The organism is Arcicella lustrica, from assembly GCF_034930985.1.
GTDB lineage: Bacteria > Bacteroidota > Bacteroidia > Cytophagales > Spirosomataceae > Arcicella > Arcicella lustrica.
The window spans coordinates 163,875-182,916 of record NZ_JAYGIM010000010.1 but is presented as its reverse complement, the minus strand read 5'-3'; the positions used below and the strand labels follow the sequence as shown (position 1 = coordinate 182,916).

Sequence of the window (19,042 nt, the reverse complement as noted above, 5' to 3'; positions counted from 1 at the left end):
GTTATTTTATGAATAAATTATATAAAATTGCACTTGGTCTGACCTCCCTTTTGGCGACTTCGTGTAGCACTTATGAGCCACTGGAGTTCGATGTGCAAAAGCCTGAAAGCATTGCGCTTCAGGAAGATATTGATGCTTATCCCGCATTAAAATCTTACATCAATCGCAGTGCTCATCCTAATTTTAAATTTGGAGTTGCTTTGTCGCTTAATGATTATGTCAATAAGGGAGTAATGTACCGACTTGCCAATAAAAACTTCGACGAAATAGCTTTGGGTTATGAAATGAAGCATGGTGCAGTAGTACAAGCCGATGGTAGCCTAGCGCTAGATAACGTTAGCAAATTATTAGCGGCAGCAAAAGAAAATAATATTTCAGTGTATGGGCATACTTTATGTTGGCATGCTAATCAGAATGCGAATTATCTCAAAGGACTCATTGCTCCATTAACAGTTACAGCCCCTTCGTTTCCTAATGAACTAAATATTTCTGCTCTGCAAAGCGGAGTATTTACAGGGTGGAATATTACAAATAATGGAGCAGGAATTTCGGTAACAAATAGCACAGGTATGGGCACGGGAACAAAAGCTATAAAACTGACAACCGCCACAGGCTCTTCTTCAGCTACAGCTTTACAATTGGTTAGTCCAAGTATTAATGTTGTAGCAGGACACAAATATGAAGTAGTCTGTTATATTAAGTCAGACATAGTAGGAGAAGGCCGAATCTCTTTTGAGGGATTAAGTAACAATACTCCTCAGGTTGACTGGATGAAAACTGGAAAAGCTTCTGCTACTTTTACAACAGGAGTTTCTTGGAAAGAAATCAGATTTCAAGTGAGTGATTTTACGGGAACATCCATCAAACTTAATTTTGATTTAGGCTATAAACCTAATGTAAACTATTACATAGATATCAATAATCTTTATGTATATGATACGCAAGGAACTGCCGCAGTAGTAAACTTAGTAACCAATGGAGATTTTGAAACTGGCTCAGGCTGGGGAGGTTATGGCGGTAACTCAAGTAGAGGAGTGTCTGCGGATGGATTAGGTTATAATAATAAAGGAAAAGCATTTTTCGTAACAATGCCAGCGAAGACGACAAATTATTGGGATGCTCAAACGGCATTGGATTTAGGTAAAAATCTTGCTAACGGTGAATCATACAGTTTATCATTTTGGGTAAAAGGAACTGCAGAAGGAATTATCAGACCAGAACTTCAAAGTCCGAGTTATGCTTCAAATGGTTTTGGTCAAATAGCTGTAACGAAAGAATGGAAATTAGTTGATGTTTCTACGACAGTAACAGCTGCAGACAGAAATAAACTTGTGATTAGCTATGGCGAATTTGCTGGGACAGTGTATATTGATAATGTAGTACTGAAAAGCTCAAAAGCAACTGGAGGAGCAGTAACCATTGCTGAAAAATCGGTAGTTGAAAAGAACACACTCATTACCAATGCTTTGGACAAATGGATGTCTGGAATGTTGGCAGTAAGTAAGCCTTATGTAAAAGCATGGGATGTTGTAAACGAACCAATGGACGATGGCAAGCCTTACGAACTTAAAACAGGAGTAGGCAGAACTTTAGTTGCTGATGAATTTTACTGGCAAGATTATATGGGTAAAGATTATGCCGTAACTGCTTTTCAGTTAGCTCGAAAATATGGTAATGCTGGAGACATACTTTTTATCAATGATTATAATCTGGAATACAGTCTGGATAAATGTCGTGGACTTATTGCCTATACAAGCTATATCGAAGGAAAAGGAGCGAAGGTTGATGGTATTGGAACACAAATGCACATTGATATTAAATCGGATAAAGCCAAGATTGCAGAGATGTTTAAATTATTAGCTGCGACTGGTAAATTGATTAAAATTTCGGAATTGGATATTGGTTTAGGAGGCGTAAAAACAGCAAATGCTACTCAGGAACAATATAAAGAACAAGCTGAGATGTATAAATATGTTATTGACAAATATTTTGAGCTTATTCCTGCTGCTCAAAGATATGGTATCACTTTATGGAGTCCGTTGGATAGCCCAGCTAATTCAAGTTGGAGAGCTGATGACCCAATTGGTCTTTGGACACAGCAATATGTAAGAAAAGTAGCCTATTCGTATGTAGCAGAATCTATTAAAGCAAATATGAAATAGCATTTTAGGTGAAAATCACTTTGGTGAATTTGCAATCCCCCACATCTAACGATGATGGGGGATTTGCTTCAATAAAAGGGTTGAGGTAGATTTAAGAATAAAAGCTACTTTAGTGCAAATATTGAAAGATAAAGATATTTTTGGCTTTTAGAAATAAATTTGATAGGGTTGTAAATTTATTCTAAAGCATATAGTTTGGATTAGGGGATGGCTATGATTTTGTACGCCAAACCAATAGTTGTTAGGTTAAAGTCTAGGAAAATGAAAAAGCTTTACTTTTTAGTCATCACTTTTTTAGTTGCTCATTGTATTATTGGGCAACAAAAGGAATATAAATTCATTAATTTAAGTAGTAAAAATGGACTGTCCTCCAATTCTATTAATGCCATTATTAAAGATAAAAATGGTTTTATGTGGTTTGGTACAGAAGATGGGCTCAATAGATTTGATGGACAAAATTTTGTTGCATATTACCATAAAGATAATGACAGCACCAGTATTGGAAGAGGTCCAGTAACAGCAATGACACAAGATAAAGTAGGTAACATGTGGTTAGCGACCAATTTTACTTTGTCTGTTTATAACCTGAATTTGGATTCTTTTATTAACTATGACTTTACTAAGTTTGGATGGATTATCAGTTTGTGTGCCGACCATTCTGGTAAAATTTGGGTTGGGACTTACTCTGGCTTGTTTGTTTTTGAACCAGTAACCAAAAAAGTTAAAGCTTTTAAAGCAAATGCTGCCCAAAAATATAGCTTAAATTCGAACACAGTTCTCTGTATTTTTGAAGATAGTCGCAACAATATTTGGGTTGGAACTGACAATGGTTTACACCTTTATAATCACTCCAAAGGGCGATTTACTAGATTTCTGAGCGACTCAAATCGTCCTAATGCTATTTCATCCAACCTAATTAATAGTATTGCCGAGGACAAAAAAGGTAAACTTTGGATTGGTACTATCAAAGGCGGGCTCAATGTAATGGATGTTGCAAAGGCTAGTTTTACCTGTTATAAATCTGATGCTAATGATGTAAATACGCTATCGAGTAATCATATCTATAAAGTATTATTTGATAAAACGGGGCAACTTTGGGTTGGTTCAGACGGGAGCATTGATATTTTTAATCCACAAACAGGTAAAGCTACCAGAGTAAAAAGCTCATTGTTAGAACAAAACGGTTTTGTACCAAGTACTAGTGGGCGTTCGGTTAGAGATATTTATATCGATGATGCTGGTATATATTGGTTTGCGGTTCATCAAGGAGGAGTAAATAAGTATGATACTAATTTGACTTTTTTTAACCATAAAAAATATAATTCATACGATCCTAATGGATTGACGGGTAGTTCTGTAATGGCATTTGGTGAAAGCCCTTCGGGTGATATATTCGTCGGAACAGAAGGAACAGGGCTGAATTTGTTTAATCGTAAAACGGGTCAGATAAAACCTTATCGACTAAAAGAACAAAAGGCAAACGTTTCCTCTGTAATTGCTTTAGAATCTTCGAAAGGAATACTCTGGATTGGTACTTATCAGGCTGGGTTATATAATATTAATATGACTACAGGTGCTTCGAGGTACTTTCATATTCCTAAAAGTAAAACAGATGCTGCTGATTCTCCTGTAAATTGTTTCAAAACAGATTTAAATGGGAAAGTCTGGATGGGAACGAATGGAAGTGGTGTTCATCGGTATGATCCTATTAGCAATTCCATAGAGTCGGAGGAAAAGATTTTTCAATTGGCTTCAGGACAAAAATTTCCATTAAACGGTTTCATTACAAGTATTGAACAAGACAAGTTGGGGAATTTCTGGATTGGCTCAAACGGTACTGGTATAGCCGTGTATTATCCAGCACAGAAACGTTTTCAAGTATTTAATCATGGTAATAGTGGGCTTCCGATAGATAAAATACAGAGTATTTTTTGTGACCATGCAGGTAGAATATGGATTGGTTCTTTGGGCGGTGGACTGTGCTTGTATAAAGTCAGTACAAATTCTTTTGAACGATTTGATGAAAATTATTCATTATCAAACAATGTAGTTTATAAAATTTTAGAAGACGAAAACGGGAAAATATGGATTAGTACCAATAAAGGAATTAGTTCTTTTGACCCACACAAAAAAGTATTTAGAAATTTTACCTATTATAATGGCGTTCAGCAAAGTACTTTTAATGTTGGCTCAGGCTTGAGAACTTCTGACGGAACCTTATTTTTTGGTGGGCTAGACGGTTTTAATTATTTTAAATCTGCCAATATTTTTCAAAAAAAGAATGTGCCGCCACTTGTAATCACGAGCTTAAAAATCAATAATAAACAAGTAAATGCTTCTGAAAATGCCGAAATAACAGAACATATTTCGATAGCAAAAGAAATGGTTTTGAGCTATAAACAGAACTTTTCGCTTGATTTTATGGCATTAAATTATACTGTTCCGCATGAAAACAGATATTCTTATAAATTAGAGGGATTTGATAAAGAATGGAATCATGCAGGAACGGCAAATACAGCTGTTTATACCAATTTAGATCCAGGAGAATACACATTTAGACTTAAAGCCTACAGCGAAGACGGTTCTTGGCAAACACCAGAAAAGGTGATTAATATTATTGTGAAACCGCCATTTTGGCGTACTTATTACGCTTATTTCTTTTATTTTTTATTGATTGTTGGGGCTGTTTGGGCTATCAGAAGAAGTTCTATTCAAAAGCTGAAAAATGAATTTTCCAGAACACAAGAGCGACTGGAAATGAAACATTTAATTGAGAAAGAACGACACGATGCAGAGCAAAAAATGGAATTGGAGAAAATCAAAGTTAAATTCTTGACGAACCTGAGTCATGAATTAAAAACGCCATTAACGCTGGTATTGAATCCGATTGAAAACCTGATGTTTCAGGAAAATAGTACTGAAAAATTGGAGATGCTTAATTTGATAAGTAGAAATGCCAAAAGACTTTTGAATTTGGTAAACCAACTACTTGACTTTAGAAGAATTGAAGCCAATGAATTAAACCTGCATAAAACTGAAGGTGATTTGGTTTCGTTTTCTCAAGAAATAGTAGATTCTTTCAAATATATCGCCGTAAGAAAAAGAATAAATCTCCATTTTGTAAGTGCTTATAGTTATTACCAAACCACTTTTGATAAAGACAAATTAGAGCGGATTTTAATTAATTTACTCTCTAATGCCATCAAATTTACCAATGATGGCGGAAATGTAAGCTTTCAGATTGCTGCTGATGGCGATACAGGCGTCAGATTAATTCTTCGTGATACGGGCATTGGGTTACCGACAGAAATGACCGATAAGATTTTTGAAAGATTTTTTCAAGTAAATAACAATGCTGACATATTAAATCAAGGAAGTGGGATAGGGTTGTCGATTGCGCAAGAATTTGTCAAGCTGCATGGAGGCACCATAAAAGTAGAAAGTGAAGAAGGAGTAGGAAGTGCTTTTATGATTTCACTGCCATTACTTCCGATTACTTTCCAACAAACAACACCACAAATAATCATCAATGAAGAATCAAATCCTATTGAAAGCTTCGCTAAAAACGAGCCGCCAAAAATGGAAATGCCTGTTGTATTGATTGTAGATGATGATGACGATTTACGAGCTTATTTAGTTGAAAGTTTGAAGACAAAATATAAAATTATAGAAGCCTCAGACGGCAGACAAGGCTGGCAAAAAGCATTGGCTTGTCATCCTCAGGTAATCATCAGCGACGTCAATATGCCAGGAATTGATGGAATAGAAATGGTGCGTAAAATTAAAACCGATAACCGAACCAAGCACATTCCTGTTATTATGCTGACAGTTTTGTCGGAAGAGAATGACCAGCTAAAAGGCTTAGAATCAGGAGCTAGTGACTATTTGACTAAGCCATTCAGTTTTCATTTATTAAGTATCAAAATAGAAAACTTATTGAGTTTGAACAGTTTGTTGAAAAATACATACAGCAAGCACATACAAGTTGAAACGCCAGAAACGGAAGTAGTTTCAGAAGATGAAAAATTCTTACTGAAGTTTTCTCGTTATGTAGAAGAGCATATTGAGAACCCCAATCTTTCGATTGAGGAATTAAGTAAAGCTATGTTTGTGAGTCGAGGAACACTTTATGTAAAAGTATTAAGTTTTACAGGTGAAACGCCCGTTGAATACGTAAGGTCCTTGAAATTGAAAAAAGCGCTTTCACTTTTGCAAAAGAACGATATGAAAATTTCGCAAATTGCCTATTCGGTAGGTTTTTCCAATCCAAATTACTTTGCCAGAGCCTTTAAAGCAAAGTATAATGTATCACCATCCGAATACGTGGCGCTTAATAAAAGTGCTGTTGTTTGAGGTTTGTGTAGAATTAAAACAAACCCATTGATTGAAGATAAATTTAGTTGATAGCTCAAATTTATCTTCAATCAATGGGTTTTCTATTTTAATTTATTCCTAATAATATTTATTTAGAACTCCAGATTGTCTAAATACTTCACAAGAAGCTTATTTTCTATTGATTTAAAAAACATTTAAAATTTTGTATTAAACAGCTAGTAAAGTGATATTTACAGAAATAATACAACATTTTTAATACACAATTGTCAAATATTGAACTATCCTTATATTTTATTTTAAAAAAACTTTAAATGCAAGGTAGGGTAAAACGAAAATTTGAAGTCTATGTAATTGAAAGTGCAAAAACTATTAAAGTTTGCCCGTGAATTTACCAATAGAAGATAACTCGAAGGATTTTAGTACAAACCTTTTAGATACGACAGCTGTCAAACATAATTTTATCGATTCTTCTCAGAAAGTAATCGATAACGAGCTCTTCATTAAAAGAATTCTGGAAGAAGAGCCTCGCAAAGGATATGAAATGCTGTTCAGAAAATATTATGCGCCATTGTGTAGCCATGCCATAAGGTATGTTTATTCAAAGGAAGTCGCTGAAGATATTGTTGCCGAGGTATTCTATAATTTTTGGCATAAAGCAATTTATAAACAAATAGATACTTCGCTAAGGGCTTATTTATATACAATGGTTCGTAATAGATGTTTTACTTACCTGAAAAGTGAGTACAATAATAACAATACTGATGATATTGTTGACTGGAATGGAGCATCTCAATTACCTCAGCCCGACAAAGTACTTGAATATGATGAGCTCTATATGCAAGTGGAACGAGTAATAAGTACTTTGCCTCAACAATGCCGAAAAGTATTTTTATTAAGCAGATTTGAAGGTAAAAAATATAGTGAAATCGCTAGTGAACTTGGCGTAAGCCAGAAAGCCGTTGAAGCACATGTAAGTAAAGCATTAGCAGAACTACGAAAAGGATTAAAAAATTATGGACTCGTGTCTCTTTTGGTCTTTTCGATATTAATGTATTATAGTAAGTGATAGTTTTCCTTTTAAATAGATGAACAAGATGAATCTAGTCAAAGAAATGATTTTTAATTATTTCGCTGGTAATGCCTCGCCTTTACATAAAAAATTAATTGAAGATTGGTTACAAGAGCCGAAAAATATCGAACAGTATTTTGAATGGCTTGACGAGTGGGAAAGAACCTGTCCGCAATTTTTACCAAATGTAGAAATCGCTCTTTTAAAAAATATAGAGCGTATAGATAATATCGTTTCCCCCATCAACGATGTCGATGTCATTAATCCTGTTTACAAAAAGCCAAAACTAAATTCATGGTGGATTGCGGCTGCGGTATGCTTGATTTTTGGAGTATCAGGATTTTTGATGAAACAGGAAATAATGTATCAATCTTATGCAACAGACTTTGGCGAGATAAGAAAAATACATCTGCCAGATGGTAGTGATGTTACGCTCAATGCTAATTCAGAATTATTTGTACCAAGATGGGGCTTTGGCACAAAAACCAGAGAAGTATTATTAGAAGGCGAAGCTGAATTTTCTGTTCAACATACGTTAGATCACCAAAAATTTATCGTTAATACCCCTGATAAACACCAAATTACGGTTTTGGGTACAGAATTCGTAGTTTATGCCAGACAACGAGGTACAAAAGTGGTTTTAAACAAAGGGAAAGTAATATTAAGCTCGGCTAATAAAAGAGAAATTATTACGATGAAACCCGGCGACATGGTCAATATTTCTAAAAAAGGAGAATTAAAACTACAAGTATTAAACAAAGAAAAACTGAGTACTCAGCTTTCTTGGAAAGACCATCGATTTGTCTTCGATAATACACCATTGAAAGAAATAGGCAGTTTAATCAAGGAAAATTTTGGAGTAGAAATAAAAATACAAACACCAGAATTAGCCAACAGAACTATTACAGGAGCCTTCAAAGCAGAAAGTGCCGAGGAATTGGTAAATGTATTAGCTGAAATGCTATCATTCAATGTCGTGAAAGAAGAGAATTCTTATGTGATTTCATTTGATAATTAAAAGTGTTTACAACTAAATAAAGAATAAATAACCCATTCAAAAATTATTCACAAAACAATCCGAATTTAATATGAGAAACAAAGCTTTACTAAGAATGCTTTGTTGTGGCATCGCCCTGAGTGTTTTTCCCTCATTGGTTTTCTCACAACTATTGGCATATTCCAATCAGAAAAGTAAAAAGTTTACTGAAAAAGAAAATACTTCTAATACCATTAAATTAAGAGAAGCTTTACTAAAGTTAAAAGAATTTTACAAAGCAGACATCTTATTTGAAGAGGGTTTAGTAGCAAACCACGAAGTACTTAGAAATCTGATTGATAATAAAAATACCGTTGAACAAAACATTGAATCTATTTTACAACCAACGGGTTTACGTTTTAAAAAAATCAAGAAAAACTCTTACGTAATCTTACCCTCGACAATCAACAAAGCAACTACTACGATTGAAAACAAAACGCAAGAACTAATCAAAACAGCAGAGACGAGTACTGAAGCTGTAGTTGAAAGTCAGGTAGCTGGAATGGTTGTGGATGACAAAGGAATTGCTTTAGCTGGAGTAAGCATTTTAATCAAAGGGACATCTAAAGGTACTTTGACAGATGAAAAAGGAGCTTATAAAATTGAAGTAGAATCTCCTAATGCAATACTTGTGTTTAGCTTTATTGGTTTCAAAAAACAAGAAATTACTGTACTTCAAAAGTCATTGATTAACGTACAAATGATTCCTGAAAATCAGGCTTTGGAAGAAGTAGTTGTTACTGCTTTAGGAATCAAAAAAGAAAAAAGAGCCCTTGGTTATGCCGTTTCTGAAATAAAAGGCGACGAATTAACTAAAGCTCGTTCTACCAACATTGCTAATAGTTTAGCGGGTAAAGTTGCAGGTTTAAATATTTCAGGAACTGCTACAGGACCAAGTGGATCAAGTAGAATTGTGATTCGTGGAAATGGTTCTATTTCTGGAAACAATCAACCTTTAATTATTGTAGATGGAATTCCTATCAATAATGACAATCTAGGTTCTGTAAATATTGGTGCAAACCGTGATGGCGCATGGACTGGTGCCGATAGAGGCGATGGGATTTCGAGTTTAAACCCTGATGAAATTGAAAATATCAGTGTTTTAAAAGGTGCTACGGCAGCGGCTTTATATGGCTCAAGAGCTTCTAATGGTGTTATTTTAGTGACAACCAAAGGCGGAAAATCAGAAAAAGGTATTGGATTAGAAGTAAACAGCAATTTTGTTGCTGAAGACTTACTAATTAAGTCTTACGACGATTATCAATATGAATATGGCTTAGGAAACAATGGCGTAAAACCAACAACGGTTGCTCAAACAGCTACTAGAAATAGCTGGGGTGGAAAACTAGACGGAAGTAATGCCATGTTTTACGATGGCGTAGAAAGACCTTATCTAGCTGTAAAAGATAATTTGAAGAAGTTTTACCAAATAGGAACTACTTTAACAAACTCTGTTGCGCTAACGGGTGCTACTGAAAAAGTGACCTACCGTTTTTCAATGAATGACTTAAACAATAAGGGTGTTTTACCAAACAATACATTACACAGAAACAATTTTGCCTTGAATCTTAATGGAAATCTTGGTAAAAATATTTCATTCGTAGCCAATGCAAAGTACATCATTGAAAAAAATCACAACAGACCAAGAGTAAACGATTCGCCCGGAAATGCCAACTTTACCATGTATGTTTTACCAACTTCGTTGGGTGTAGATGTATTAAGAAATGCAGTTTTTGATGCTAACGGTAACGAAAAAGTATGGTCTGATAATCAGTTTACACAAAACCCATATTTTGCTACGGAGCAATTTCAACAAGATGATGAAAAGAAAAGAATCATTACTTCTTTTGAACCAAAATATACCATCAATGAATGGCTTTATGTAAAAGGACGTTTGGGTTTTGATAATTTCAACCATTATTACAAAAACATCGAACCTTATGGTACTGGCTATGCACTAAGAGGAAATTATGCGGTTTCTACCCGTAATTTTACGGAGACAAACACGGAATTATTAGTAGGCTTCAACAAGAAATTCGGCGAAAAATTCAGTGTAAATGCTTTGCTTGGTGGTAACCAAATGAGACAAGTTACCAGAGTAACTGAATTTAGTGCTTCAAACAGCTTTAATATTCCTTTCTTCTATGATATTTCAAATATTGATCCATCTGCAAGAAGTTTATCAGAAGCTTATATCGAAAAAAGAATCAACTCAGTATATGGTTCTGCGGAATTATCTTACAATAATATCTTGTTCCTAACAGCTACTGCTAGAAATGACTGGTTTTCAACACTTGCAGCGGGCAAAAACAGTATTATGTATCCTTCTGTTGGTTTAAGTTTTGTAGCATCAGAGGCTTTCGTATTACCTGAAGCGATTAACTATTTGAAATTCAGAAGTTCATGGGCACAAGCTGGTGGCGATACCGACCCTTATAATTTATCTTTATATTATGCTTTAAATGGCGCACATTTAGGTTCACCAATTGCTCAAGTAAGTTCAAACCGTGTGCCAAATGCTAATTTACAACCTTTAACATCTACTGCTTCTGAGTTAGGGCTTGAAGCTAAATTATTCAGAAATAAAGTAAATGTAGATTTAGCGGTGTACAACAGAAAAACTACAAATGATATTGTAGCCGCTACAATTTCTGGAGCTTCTGGTTATAATAGTGCTTTATTTAATGTGGGAGCTATCCAAAACAGCGGTGTAGAATTATTATTGGGAGTTGCTATTACTAAAACTAAAAGCTTTACTTGGGATGCCTCATTCAATATGGGTTATAACAAAAGTGAGGTGTTAAGTTTATATGGCAATTTGAATACGCTACGTGTTGACCAGTCAAGACCTGGGGCTACTTTTATCCAACAAACCATTGGTTTACCTTATAGCCAAGTTCAAGGATATGATTTTAAAAGAGATGCTAGTGGAAACATCGTTTACAATGCACAAGGCTTTGCGATGCAAGGAGATTTGAAAAACTTTGGTACGGGTGTTTCTCCATATACTTTGGGTTTAAATAACACTTTCTCTTTTAAAGGTGTAAGCCTAAGTGTTTTAGTGGATGGTAAGTTTGGCGGTTATATTTATTCTGGTACAAACGCCTTGGCATATCGTTTTGGTTTAGCTAAAGAAACGTTAGTAGGTCGTGAAGGTGGAGTACTTGGTGCTGGAGTTACTCAATCTGGCGAACCTAATACAGTAAAAGCTCCTGCTCAGGCTTACTACAGCGGATGGTACAGTAGCATTGCAACGCCATTTGTGTATCAGTCAGATTTTATCAAATTGCGCCAAATTGTATTAGAATACAGTATTCCAGCTAAATACTTGAATAAATTACCATTCAAAGGAGCATCTGTTTCAATCGTAGGTAGAAACTTGGCTATACTCATGAAGAAAACACCAAACATTGACCCTGAGTCCACTTATAATAATGGAAATGCTCAAGGTTTAGAGTTTGCGGGTACTCCATCAACAAGGTCGTTTGGGATGAATGTAAACTTGAAGTTTTAAGGGTAATCCACCAAACAGTATCAATTTTTTAGAAAAATACAGTTAATATAATAGACAATTATGTTAAAGAAAATAACAATATGTGCTTCTCTCATCTTATCAATGGGAGCTTGTACGAAAGATTTTGAAGTAATCAATGTGAACCCAAATACACCATCAAGCGTTCCAATCGATTATTTATTAGGCGAATCTGAATTATTTATTCCTGGTTCTAGCGATGCTTCTAGTAAAGCTTGGCGTATCAACTTTGGTTTTGCGGCTTGTTTTGTTCAACAGATGTCATCAATAGATGTAACATTTTATGGCGGTAGTTTCTATAATTCTGGCTCTAACAATTTTACTTCATTTTTCGATTATTCATATCCCAATGCTGTGAAAAGTTTGGTTAATGTAATTGATATAGCTAAAAAAGACGCCAAATATATCAATGTGTTGTCGATGGCTAGAATCCTGAAAGTAATGGAAATGGCTAGGCTTACCGATCTTTATGGAGACATTCCTTATTCTGAAGCGGGAAAAGCATTTTTAGATGGTAATTTTTCGCCGAAATATGATGCGCAGAAAGACATCTATTTTGATATGTTGAAAGAATTAGATGAAGCAGGTAAAGCATTTAGTGCAACAGCTTATATTCCTAAAACGGCTGATTATATTTATTCAGGCGATTTAGACAAATGGAAACGAGCAGCGAATACTTTAATGCTACGTTTAGCAATGAGATTACAGAAAGTAGATGCCACTTCTGCGCAATCTTGGGCTAAAAAAGCCATTGATGGCGGTTTGATAACGAGTAACAGTGAAACCATTGCCTTTAAATTTGATAATACTGGTGCAATGATTAACTCAAACCCAAATTCATGGGTGCTAGGACCAAGCGGACAAAATATTGCCAATTTGAATAATGCGGGCGTACAATGGGGCAAAACGCTTATCGACCTTTTAAAGACTCGTAAAGACCCACGTTTATCGGTTATTTCTAGTTTAAGAAATGGCGACAAAACCATTGAAAACCAAAGAGGATTACCAAATGCAACTGATGCTATTATATTAAACACTTTAGAGGAGAAAAATCTTAATAATTACTCTCGTCCTAGCAGTAATTTGATGAGCTTGGCTACTCCTTGGATTTATATGACTTATGCCGAAGCACAATTATTAAAAGCAGAAGCCATTGAAAGAGGTTGGGTAAGTGGCTCGGCAAAAACTGCTTTTATTGAAGGACAAAGTGCAGGAATTAACCAACTTTCAGTTGTTGGAAGCACTATTACAGCAAGCGATTTAAGTACTTATGCAACGTTAAATGCTTATCCTGAAACTGGAAATTTAGACAATAAACTAAATGCTATTCATACAGAATTATATTTGATTCATGCTTCAACCCTTAATCATATTGAAGCTTGGGCAAACTGGAGAAGAACGGGCTATCCAAATTTAAATCCAGTAAATTATTCTGGTAACGAAACTGGTGGAGTGATTCCTCGTCGCTTACGTTATCCATTAAGCGAACTGGGTATCAATCCTAATTTCAAAGACGCTATTACTCGTCAGGGTCCAGACTTATTTACAACCAAAGTATGGTGGGATAAATAATATTGCTACAAATTACGACTGGCACAATTTTAACAGTGCCAGTCGTAATTATTTTCAAAGAAGATTCTTATTATTAATCAATCACAAAAGTCATCTCAGATTTGTATCTGATTGTTTGATAATCTTTTCCTTTAAAAGTACCCGGATTTGTGTCAATCCATTCTAATTCAACCAAATACAAACCTTTTCCAGTTGGTGTAAATGTTGTTTGTCCATTTTCATTAGTGAATTTTGTTTTTTCCCACGTTTGTGGATTGATAATCGTTAATTTGGTTTTGGCTAAAGCTTGCTTGTCTTTAAAAGCCGACAAAGTAATTTTACCATTTTCTTGATTTGCCGTAACATCTAAGAATTGAAGATTCTTCGCATTTGTTGCACTAGCTTTCCCAACTTGATAAGTTGTTCTCATAAATTGTACGGGACGAGTAATGCCTAAATTATGTTTCGTAAAATCTTGTACTTCACGGGTATCATTTATTGCCAAAATCTGATAATTTCCATTGGTTGTTGGCGTAAACGTTCCTTCCCAATGCGTTTCTTTCTGAACCATATTGATAGCCGATTGCTTTCCCAAAGCATCAATAACAGAGACTTTTAACTCAGCCATTTTATCAAGTTTATTACCCTTTTCTCTTATTGCTTCAGCATATTCTCCATAAAACATTAAGATTTTAACAGGTTCACCGATTTTTCCAGAACCTTGTGTTTCAAGCCAATATCCATGTGCCCTTGATAAAAATGGGAGGCAAATAATTGTCAATAATAGACATAGCTTTAATAATGTTGTATTACTTTTCATGGTATGAAAATTGTTAATTTTATTTAGACTTATTATAAATAATAGCGCAAAGCTACATGTGATAATCTATACTAGCAAGCATTATTTAATATAATTCTAAATAGTAATTCATCCATCATTTTATAATGGGCGAATTACTATCCAATCAAAGTATGTAATAATTCCTTCAGAATGATTAGGAAATTAATCGAGCAAAGTGATTTTCTAAATGGTTGCGCATTCCATTTCTAAATAATTCTGGTGAACCATTTTCTAAAATATCTACCAAGCCTTTGTGCGAGACAAACTTTCTTTTTTGTACTTCCTTTTTCAATAAACCACTGTTATGGACATAATCGAAAATCGGCAATAGCATTTTCTGAAAAGTCTTCATGGTTTTGTTACCTGTTATTTCGTACAGTTTTCCGTGAAATTTAATTTCGTGCTCAATATTAAAAAGATGCGATTCACTTGACGCTGGCTCATTTTTAACAATTTCTTTGAGTTCCTCAATATCTTTTGGGGTGATTTTCTGAAATATAAAATCCGCCATTCCGATTTCTAATACCAGTCGAATTTCGAAAATCTCTTTCAGTGTTTCTTCGTTCAAAATATGAGGATTCATACTTTTACTCATGATTCCGAAAATATCTGGACTCGTAATTACAGAACCTTTTTTCTTCTTAGATTCAATAATACCCATTGTGCGAAGTCTGGTAATGGCTTCTCTAATTACCGTGCGACTTACTCCTAATAGTTCTACCAGTTCTATTTCTTTAGGGATGACATCGCCCACTTTTAGCTTCCTACTTTGTAGTAATTCAACCAAATTGGCTTCTACTTTATCCACCAATGAGCTATTGTCAACAGTTATAAAATTATTATTAATAGATTCCTTTGTCATATTATGTATTACTTATTTAGAATAAAAGTAGGTAAAATATTTCATTTTATGAAATATTCATGATTATATCAACTGTAAAGCGCTATTTAGCTTTGTATGGGTACTTATTGAAGAATATGCTGTTTTCTTTTTAAAGATAATGTAAAGTAAGCCTTTTAACGACAAAACATCACAAAATAGCCATTAAGTATTACATATTTATCTTCATAAATACTCTTACTAAGTATATTTTTGGTGCTACTTTTGAGTATTTGTCACTATTTATAGATATTTTATAAAAATATTCGAATAATGTTATGAAATTAAAAAGATGTTCTATAGTTTTGTTATGTCATACATAATACAAAAATAAAACTAGGCTTCATTATGAAAAACGTTTATCAGAAAATTGGTTTCTTGATTATCTGTTGCCTTTGCCTACTAAGCGCATGGGGACAAACCAAAAAGATTAATGGCAAAGTAATTGCCGCTGAAACAGGAGAGGCTTTACCCGGCGTATCTATTATTTTGAAAGGAAAAACTACTGGAACCATTAGCAACGAAAATGGGGAATTTAGTGTAACAACTGCTGAGGGAGATATATTGGTACTGAGTTATGTTGGCTATCTTAAAGAAGAAATCAAAGTAAGTGGAAATACTTTTTTGAACATCAAACTCAGAGCAGATGTCACTTCTCTTGGTGAAGTAGTGGTGGTTGGTTACGGAACGCAGTCACGTCGGAATATTACCAGTTCGATTGGAAAGCTTGACAAAGATGTACTTTCGAATGCTCCGAGAGCCAATGTTGGAACAGCTTTGCAAGGTTCTTTGGCGGGTTTACAAGTTGTAAATCGAACAGGAACGCCCGGTGCAGCGCCATCAATTTTATTGCGTGGCGGGGCTTCAATTAATAGCCCGGGTTCGCCTTTGGTAGTGGTTGATGGCGTAATTAGGTCATTAAATGACATCGCTCCAGACGATATTGAGTCGATAGAATTGTTGAAAGATGCTGCATCAACGGCTATTTATGGTGCTAGAGCCAACAATGGAGTAATTATAATTACCACAAAACAAGGTAAAACTGGCACCGCACGTGTAACCTATAAGTTTACAGCGGGCTATAACCAAAACCGTGAAGGTTATAAATACATGAATGCCCGAGACTATATTTATTATAATAGATTGGGAAATTTGAACTCAGGTAGAACGCTTGCACAAGTAAATTCATCAAGAGGTTATGGACTATTGACGGACGCTGCCAATTTAGCACTTTTTGACATTCGAATAAACAATGCTGCTAATGCTGGCTTGCTATCGCAAGGTTGGTTGGCGATGGATGACCCTTATGGCGGTTCGATTTTATACAAAGAACACGGAGGAGAAATTGAAAATTTAGTTTTCAGAAATACCTATACAAAAGACCATTATGTTAGCGTAGAAGGTGGCAACGATCGTGGAAAGTACTTTGCCAGTTTTGACCATTATAAAGAAGATGGCGTAATTGTGGGTTCAGATTACAAACGTTATACAGGGAATATCAATGGTTCTTACAAAGTAAAGCCGAACCTTGAAGTAACAACAGGAACAACCTTCTCGACTTCTTCCCAAAATGGTACTTTAGCTTCAGAATCCAATGTATTGTACAGAAGTTTAGCGATTTGGCCTACGATGAATCCTTGGTTAGATTCTTTGCAAACAATGCCCAACCCTGGAAATGGCGTGAGCGATAGTAATCCTTTGTATTGGTTACAAAAAACAAAACGTAATAGCGAAGTCAACCGATTTACGGTAAATGCTTCTGCCAAATATGATATTACGAAAGATTTGTACGTAAAAGTAGCTGGAAATGCTTATCTGTTTGAATCGCTAAATCAGTCGTTTAATCTTGCTACGCAAAACTATACCAACTTATATACCAATCCGCCCTCGTTTAGCAATGCTACTCGCAATTCACTTGCGAATTTCTCAAGGTCGGTACAACAGCAATACAATGCTATTATTAATTACCAAAAAAGTATCGGTGAATCGCACCATTTCAACACAATGCTTGGGGCAGAAATATTCAGCCAAAAAGGTTTTGAAATGCAAGTTTTAGGGCAAAATGCTCCGACAGATGATATCGAAACAGCAAATGCTTCAACAACTTTTGCGGCTGGAAGTAATTATTCAACCAGAGATGAGTACAAAATTGTGTCGCAATTTGGTCGCCTCAACTACGATTTTGACGAGCGTTATTTGGTGAGTCTTGTGTTCAGAAGAGATGGAGTATCAAGTTTGGCAACTGACAATCGTTATGGATTCTTTCCGGGGATGTCGGCTGGTTGGAATCTTCACAAAGAAAAATTCTTTGCTGAAAGTTCACTTAACCAATATATAAGTGCCTTAAAACCACGATTTAGTTATGGTATTAATGGAAATGTGGCAGGAATTGGCAATTACGAAGTACAAGGCGTGTACGGTTCGCAAGGTAATTATAACACCAGTTTAGGTTTTTTAAGTACAAGTATTATCAACTCTGGCTTGCGTTGGGAAAAAAGTAAAACCTTGGATTTAGGCTTAGACATTTCCTTCCTTAATAATCGCTTTAGTATAATGCTAGATTATTATGACCGTAGAACGAGCGATTTATTGACCAATTTAACCTTGCCAAGTTATGTAGGATATAGCTCGGTAAGAACCAACCTCGGAACCTTTCAAAATACTGGTCTTGAATTGACGGTGAATGCTAGCATCTTGAAAAATCCAAATGGAATTTCTTGGAATATGGGTGGAAATGTTTCGTTTGTGGGCAATAAAATCTTGCAATTACCATTCAATGGAAATGAAAATAATCGACAAGGTGGCTTGCAAATTTATGACCCAATTCAAGGTAAAGTAGTGTGGGTTGGCGGTTTACAAGAAGGACAACCTTTGGGAGCTATTTACGGTTTTAAACAAGTTTCAATCTTTAAAAATGAAGAAGAAATCGCCCAACTAGCTGCTAATAGAGTAGATGCCATTGCAGGAATCGGTGGTCCATCTACTACTATGACGAACAAAATTGCTCCGGGCGATGTCAATTGGCTAGATGTTGACAATAACAATATTATCGACTCACGTGACCAAGTATTTCTAGGGAATATCAATCCAACGGTTACAGGAGGTTTTACTTCAAATGTTAGTTACAAAGGATTTTCTCTTTTCACCAGATTTGATTTTGCTTTAGGACATACCATTTATAATGACTTGGTAGCACGCACGCTTGGTAATTATCAGGGTACTTTAAACTACATGGAAATGCAAAAAGATGCGTGGTCGCCAACCAATACCGACACTGATATTCCAAAAGTATATTATGCCGACCAAGTGGGTGCACCAGCAGGTAAAAAGAACTATACTCGTGCAAACAACGCTGGGCAAGTATTGAACGGAAACAATTCAAGATTTTATGAAAAAGGAGATTATTTAGCTTGTCGAGAAATTACCATTTCTTATGATTTATCTAAGAATAAATTCTTGAGTAAATGGTTCTCACAAGCACGTGTTTATACCAATTTTAACAACCTTTTTTATGTCACGAAATTTAGTGGACCATCGCCAGAACCACCAGCAGGCGGTATTTATGCAGGTACATATCCAACGCCAAAATCAGTGGTATTAGGTCTTCAGGTTTCATTTTAATTATTAAAAATTACT

Annotated in this window: 9 protein-coding genes; 7 read left to right on the top strand and 2 right to left on the bottom strand. The window is 35.2% G+C overall.

Going from position 1 to position 19,042, the window contains the following annotated elements; all coding sequences use genetic code 11:
• The first annotated feature begins 8 nt into the window (after positions 1-8).
• From VB798_RS14185 to VB798_RS14160, 6 genes are all read left to right on the top strand, one after another.
• Positions 9-2,162, top strand: a complete 2,154-nt coding sequence (locus VB798_RS14185; RefSeq protein WP_323259403.1) for an endo-1,4-beta-xylanase — start codon at positions 9-11, stop codon at positions 2,160-2,162.
• A 261-nt stretch (positions 2,163-2,423) separates the two neighbouring features.
• Positions 2,424-6,515, top strand: coding sequence for a hybrid sensor histidine kinase/response regulator transcription factor (locus VB798_RS14180; protein ID WP_323259401.1), 4,092 nt, complete (start codon positions 2,424-2,426; stop codon positions 6,513-6,515).
• Between the two features lie 364 nt (positions 6,516-6,879).
• Positions 6,880-7,563, top strand: a complete 684-nt coding sequence (locus tag VB798_RS14175; RefSeq protein ID WP_323259565.1) for an RNA polymerase sigma-70 factor — start codon at positions 6,880-6,882, stop codon at positions 7,561-7,563.
• A gap of 28 nt (positions 7,564-7,591) precedes the next feature.
• Positions 7,592-8,584 (top strand): FecR family protein, encoded by a 993-nt coding sequence (locus tag VB798_RS14170; RefSeq protein WP_323259399.1) that lies wholly within the window; start codon positions 7,592-7,594, stop codon positions 8,582-8,584.
• 70 nt (positions 8,585-8,654) lie between these two features.
• Complete coding sequence (locus tag VB798_RS14165) at positions 8,655-12,116, top strand: SusC/RagA family TonB-linked outer membrane protein (RefSeq protein WP_323259397.1); 3,462 nt, start codon at positions 8,655-8,657, stop codon at positions 12,114-12,116.
• Positions 12,117-12,176: 60 nt separating this feature from the next.
• A complete protein-coding gene (locus tag VB798_RS14160) occupies positions 12,177-13,706 on the top strand; it encodes a SusD/RagB family nutrient-binding outer membrane lipoprotein (protein WP_323259395.1) in 1,530 nt (509 codons plus the stop codon).
• A gap of 73 nt (positions 13,707-13,779) precedes the next feature.
• On the opposite strand, the gene VB798_RS14155 is transcribed toward VB798_RS14160, so the two are convergent.
• Both VB798_RS14155 and VB798_RS14150 read right to left on the bottom strand, forming a co-directional pair.
• Positions 13,780-14,505 carry a nickel transport complex, NikM subunit,transmembrane gene (locus VB798_RS14155; RefSeq protein WP_323259393.1) on the bottom strand — a complete coding sequence of 242 codons (726 nt, stop codon included), beginning with the start codon at positions 14,503-14,505 and terminating at the stop codon, positions 13,780-13,782.
• A gap of 175 nt (positions 14,506-14,680) precedes the next feature.
• Positions 14,681-15,388 (bottom strand): FadR/GntR family transcriptional regulator, encoded by a 708-nt coding sequence (locus tag VB798_RS14150; RefSeq protein WP_323259391.1) that lies wholly within the window; start codon positions 15,386-15,388, stop codon positions 14,681-14,683.
• Between the two features lie 366 nt (positions 15,389-15,754).
• On the opposite strand from VB798_RS14150, the gene VB798_RS14145 reads away from it, so the two are divergent.
• Positions 15,755-19,027 carry a SusC/RagA family TonB-linked outer membrane protein gene (locus VB798_RS14145; RefSeq protein WP_323259389.1) on the top strand — a complete coding sequence of 1,091 codons (3,273 nt, stop codon included), beginning with the start codon at positions 15,755-15,757 and terminating at the stop codon, positions 19,025-19,027.
• The last annotated feature ends 15 nt before the right edge of the window (positions 19,028-19,042 follow it).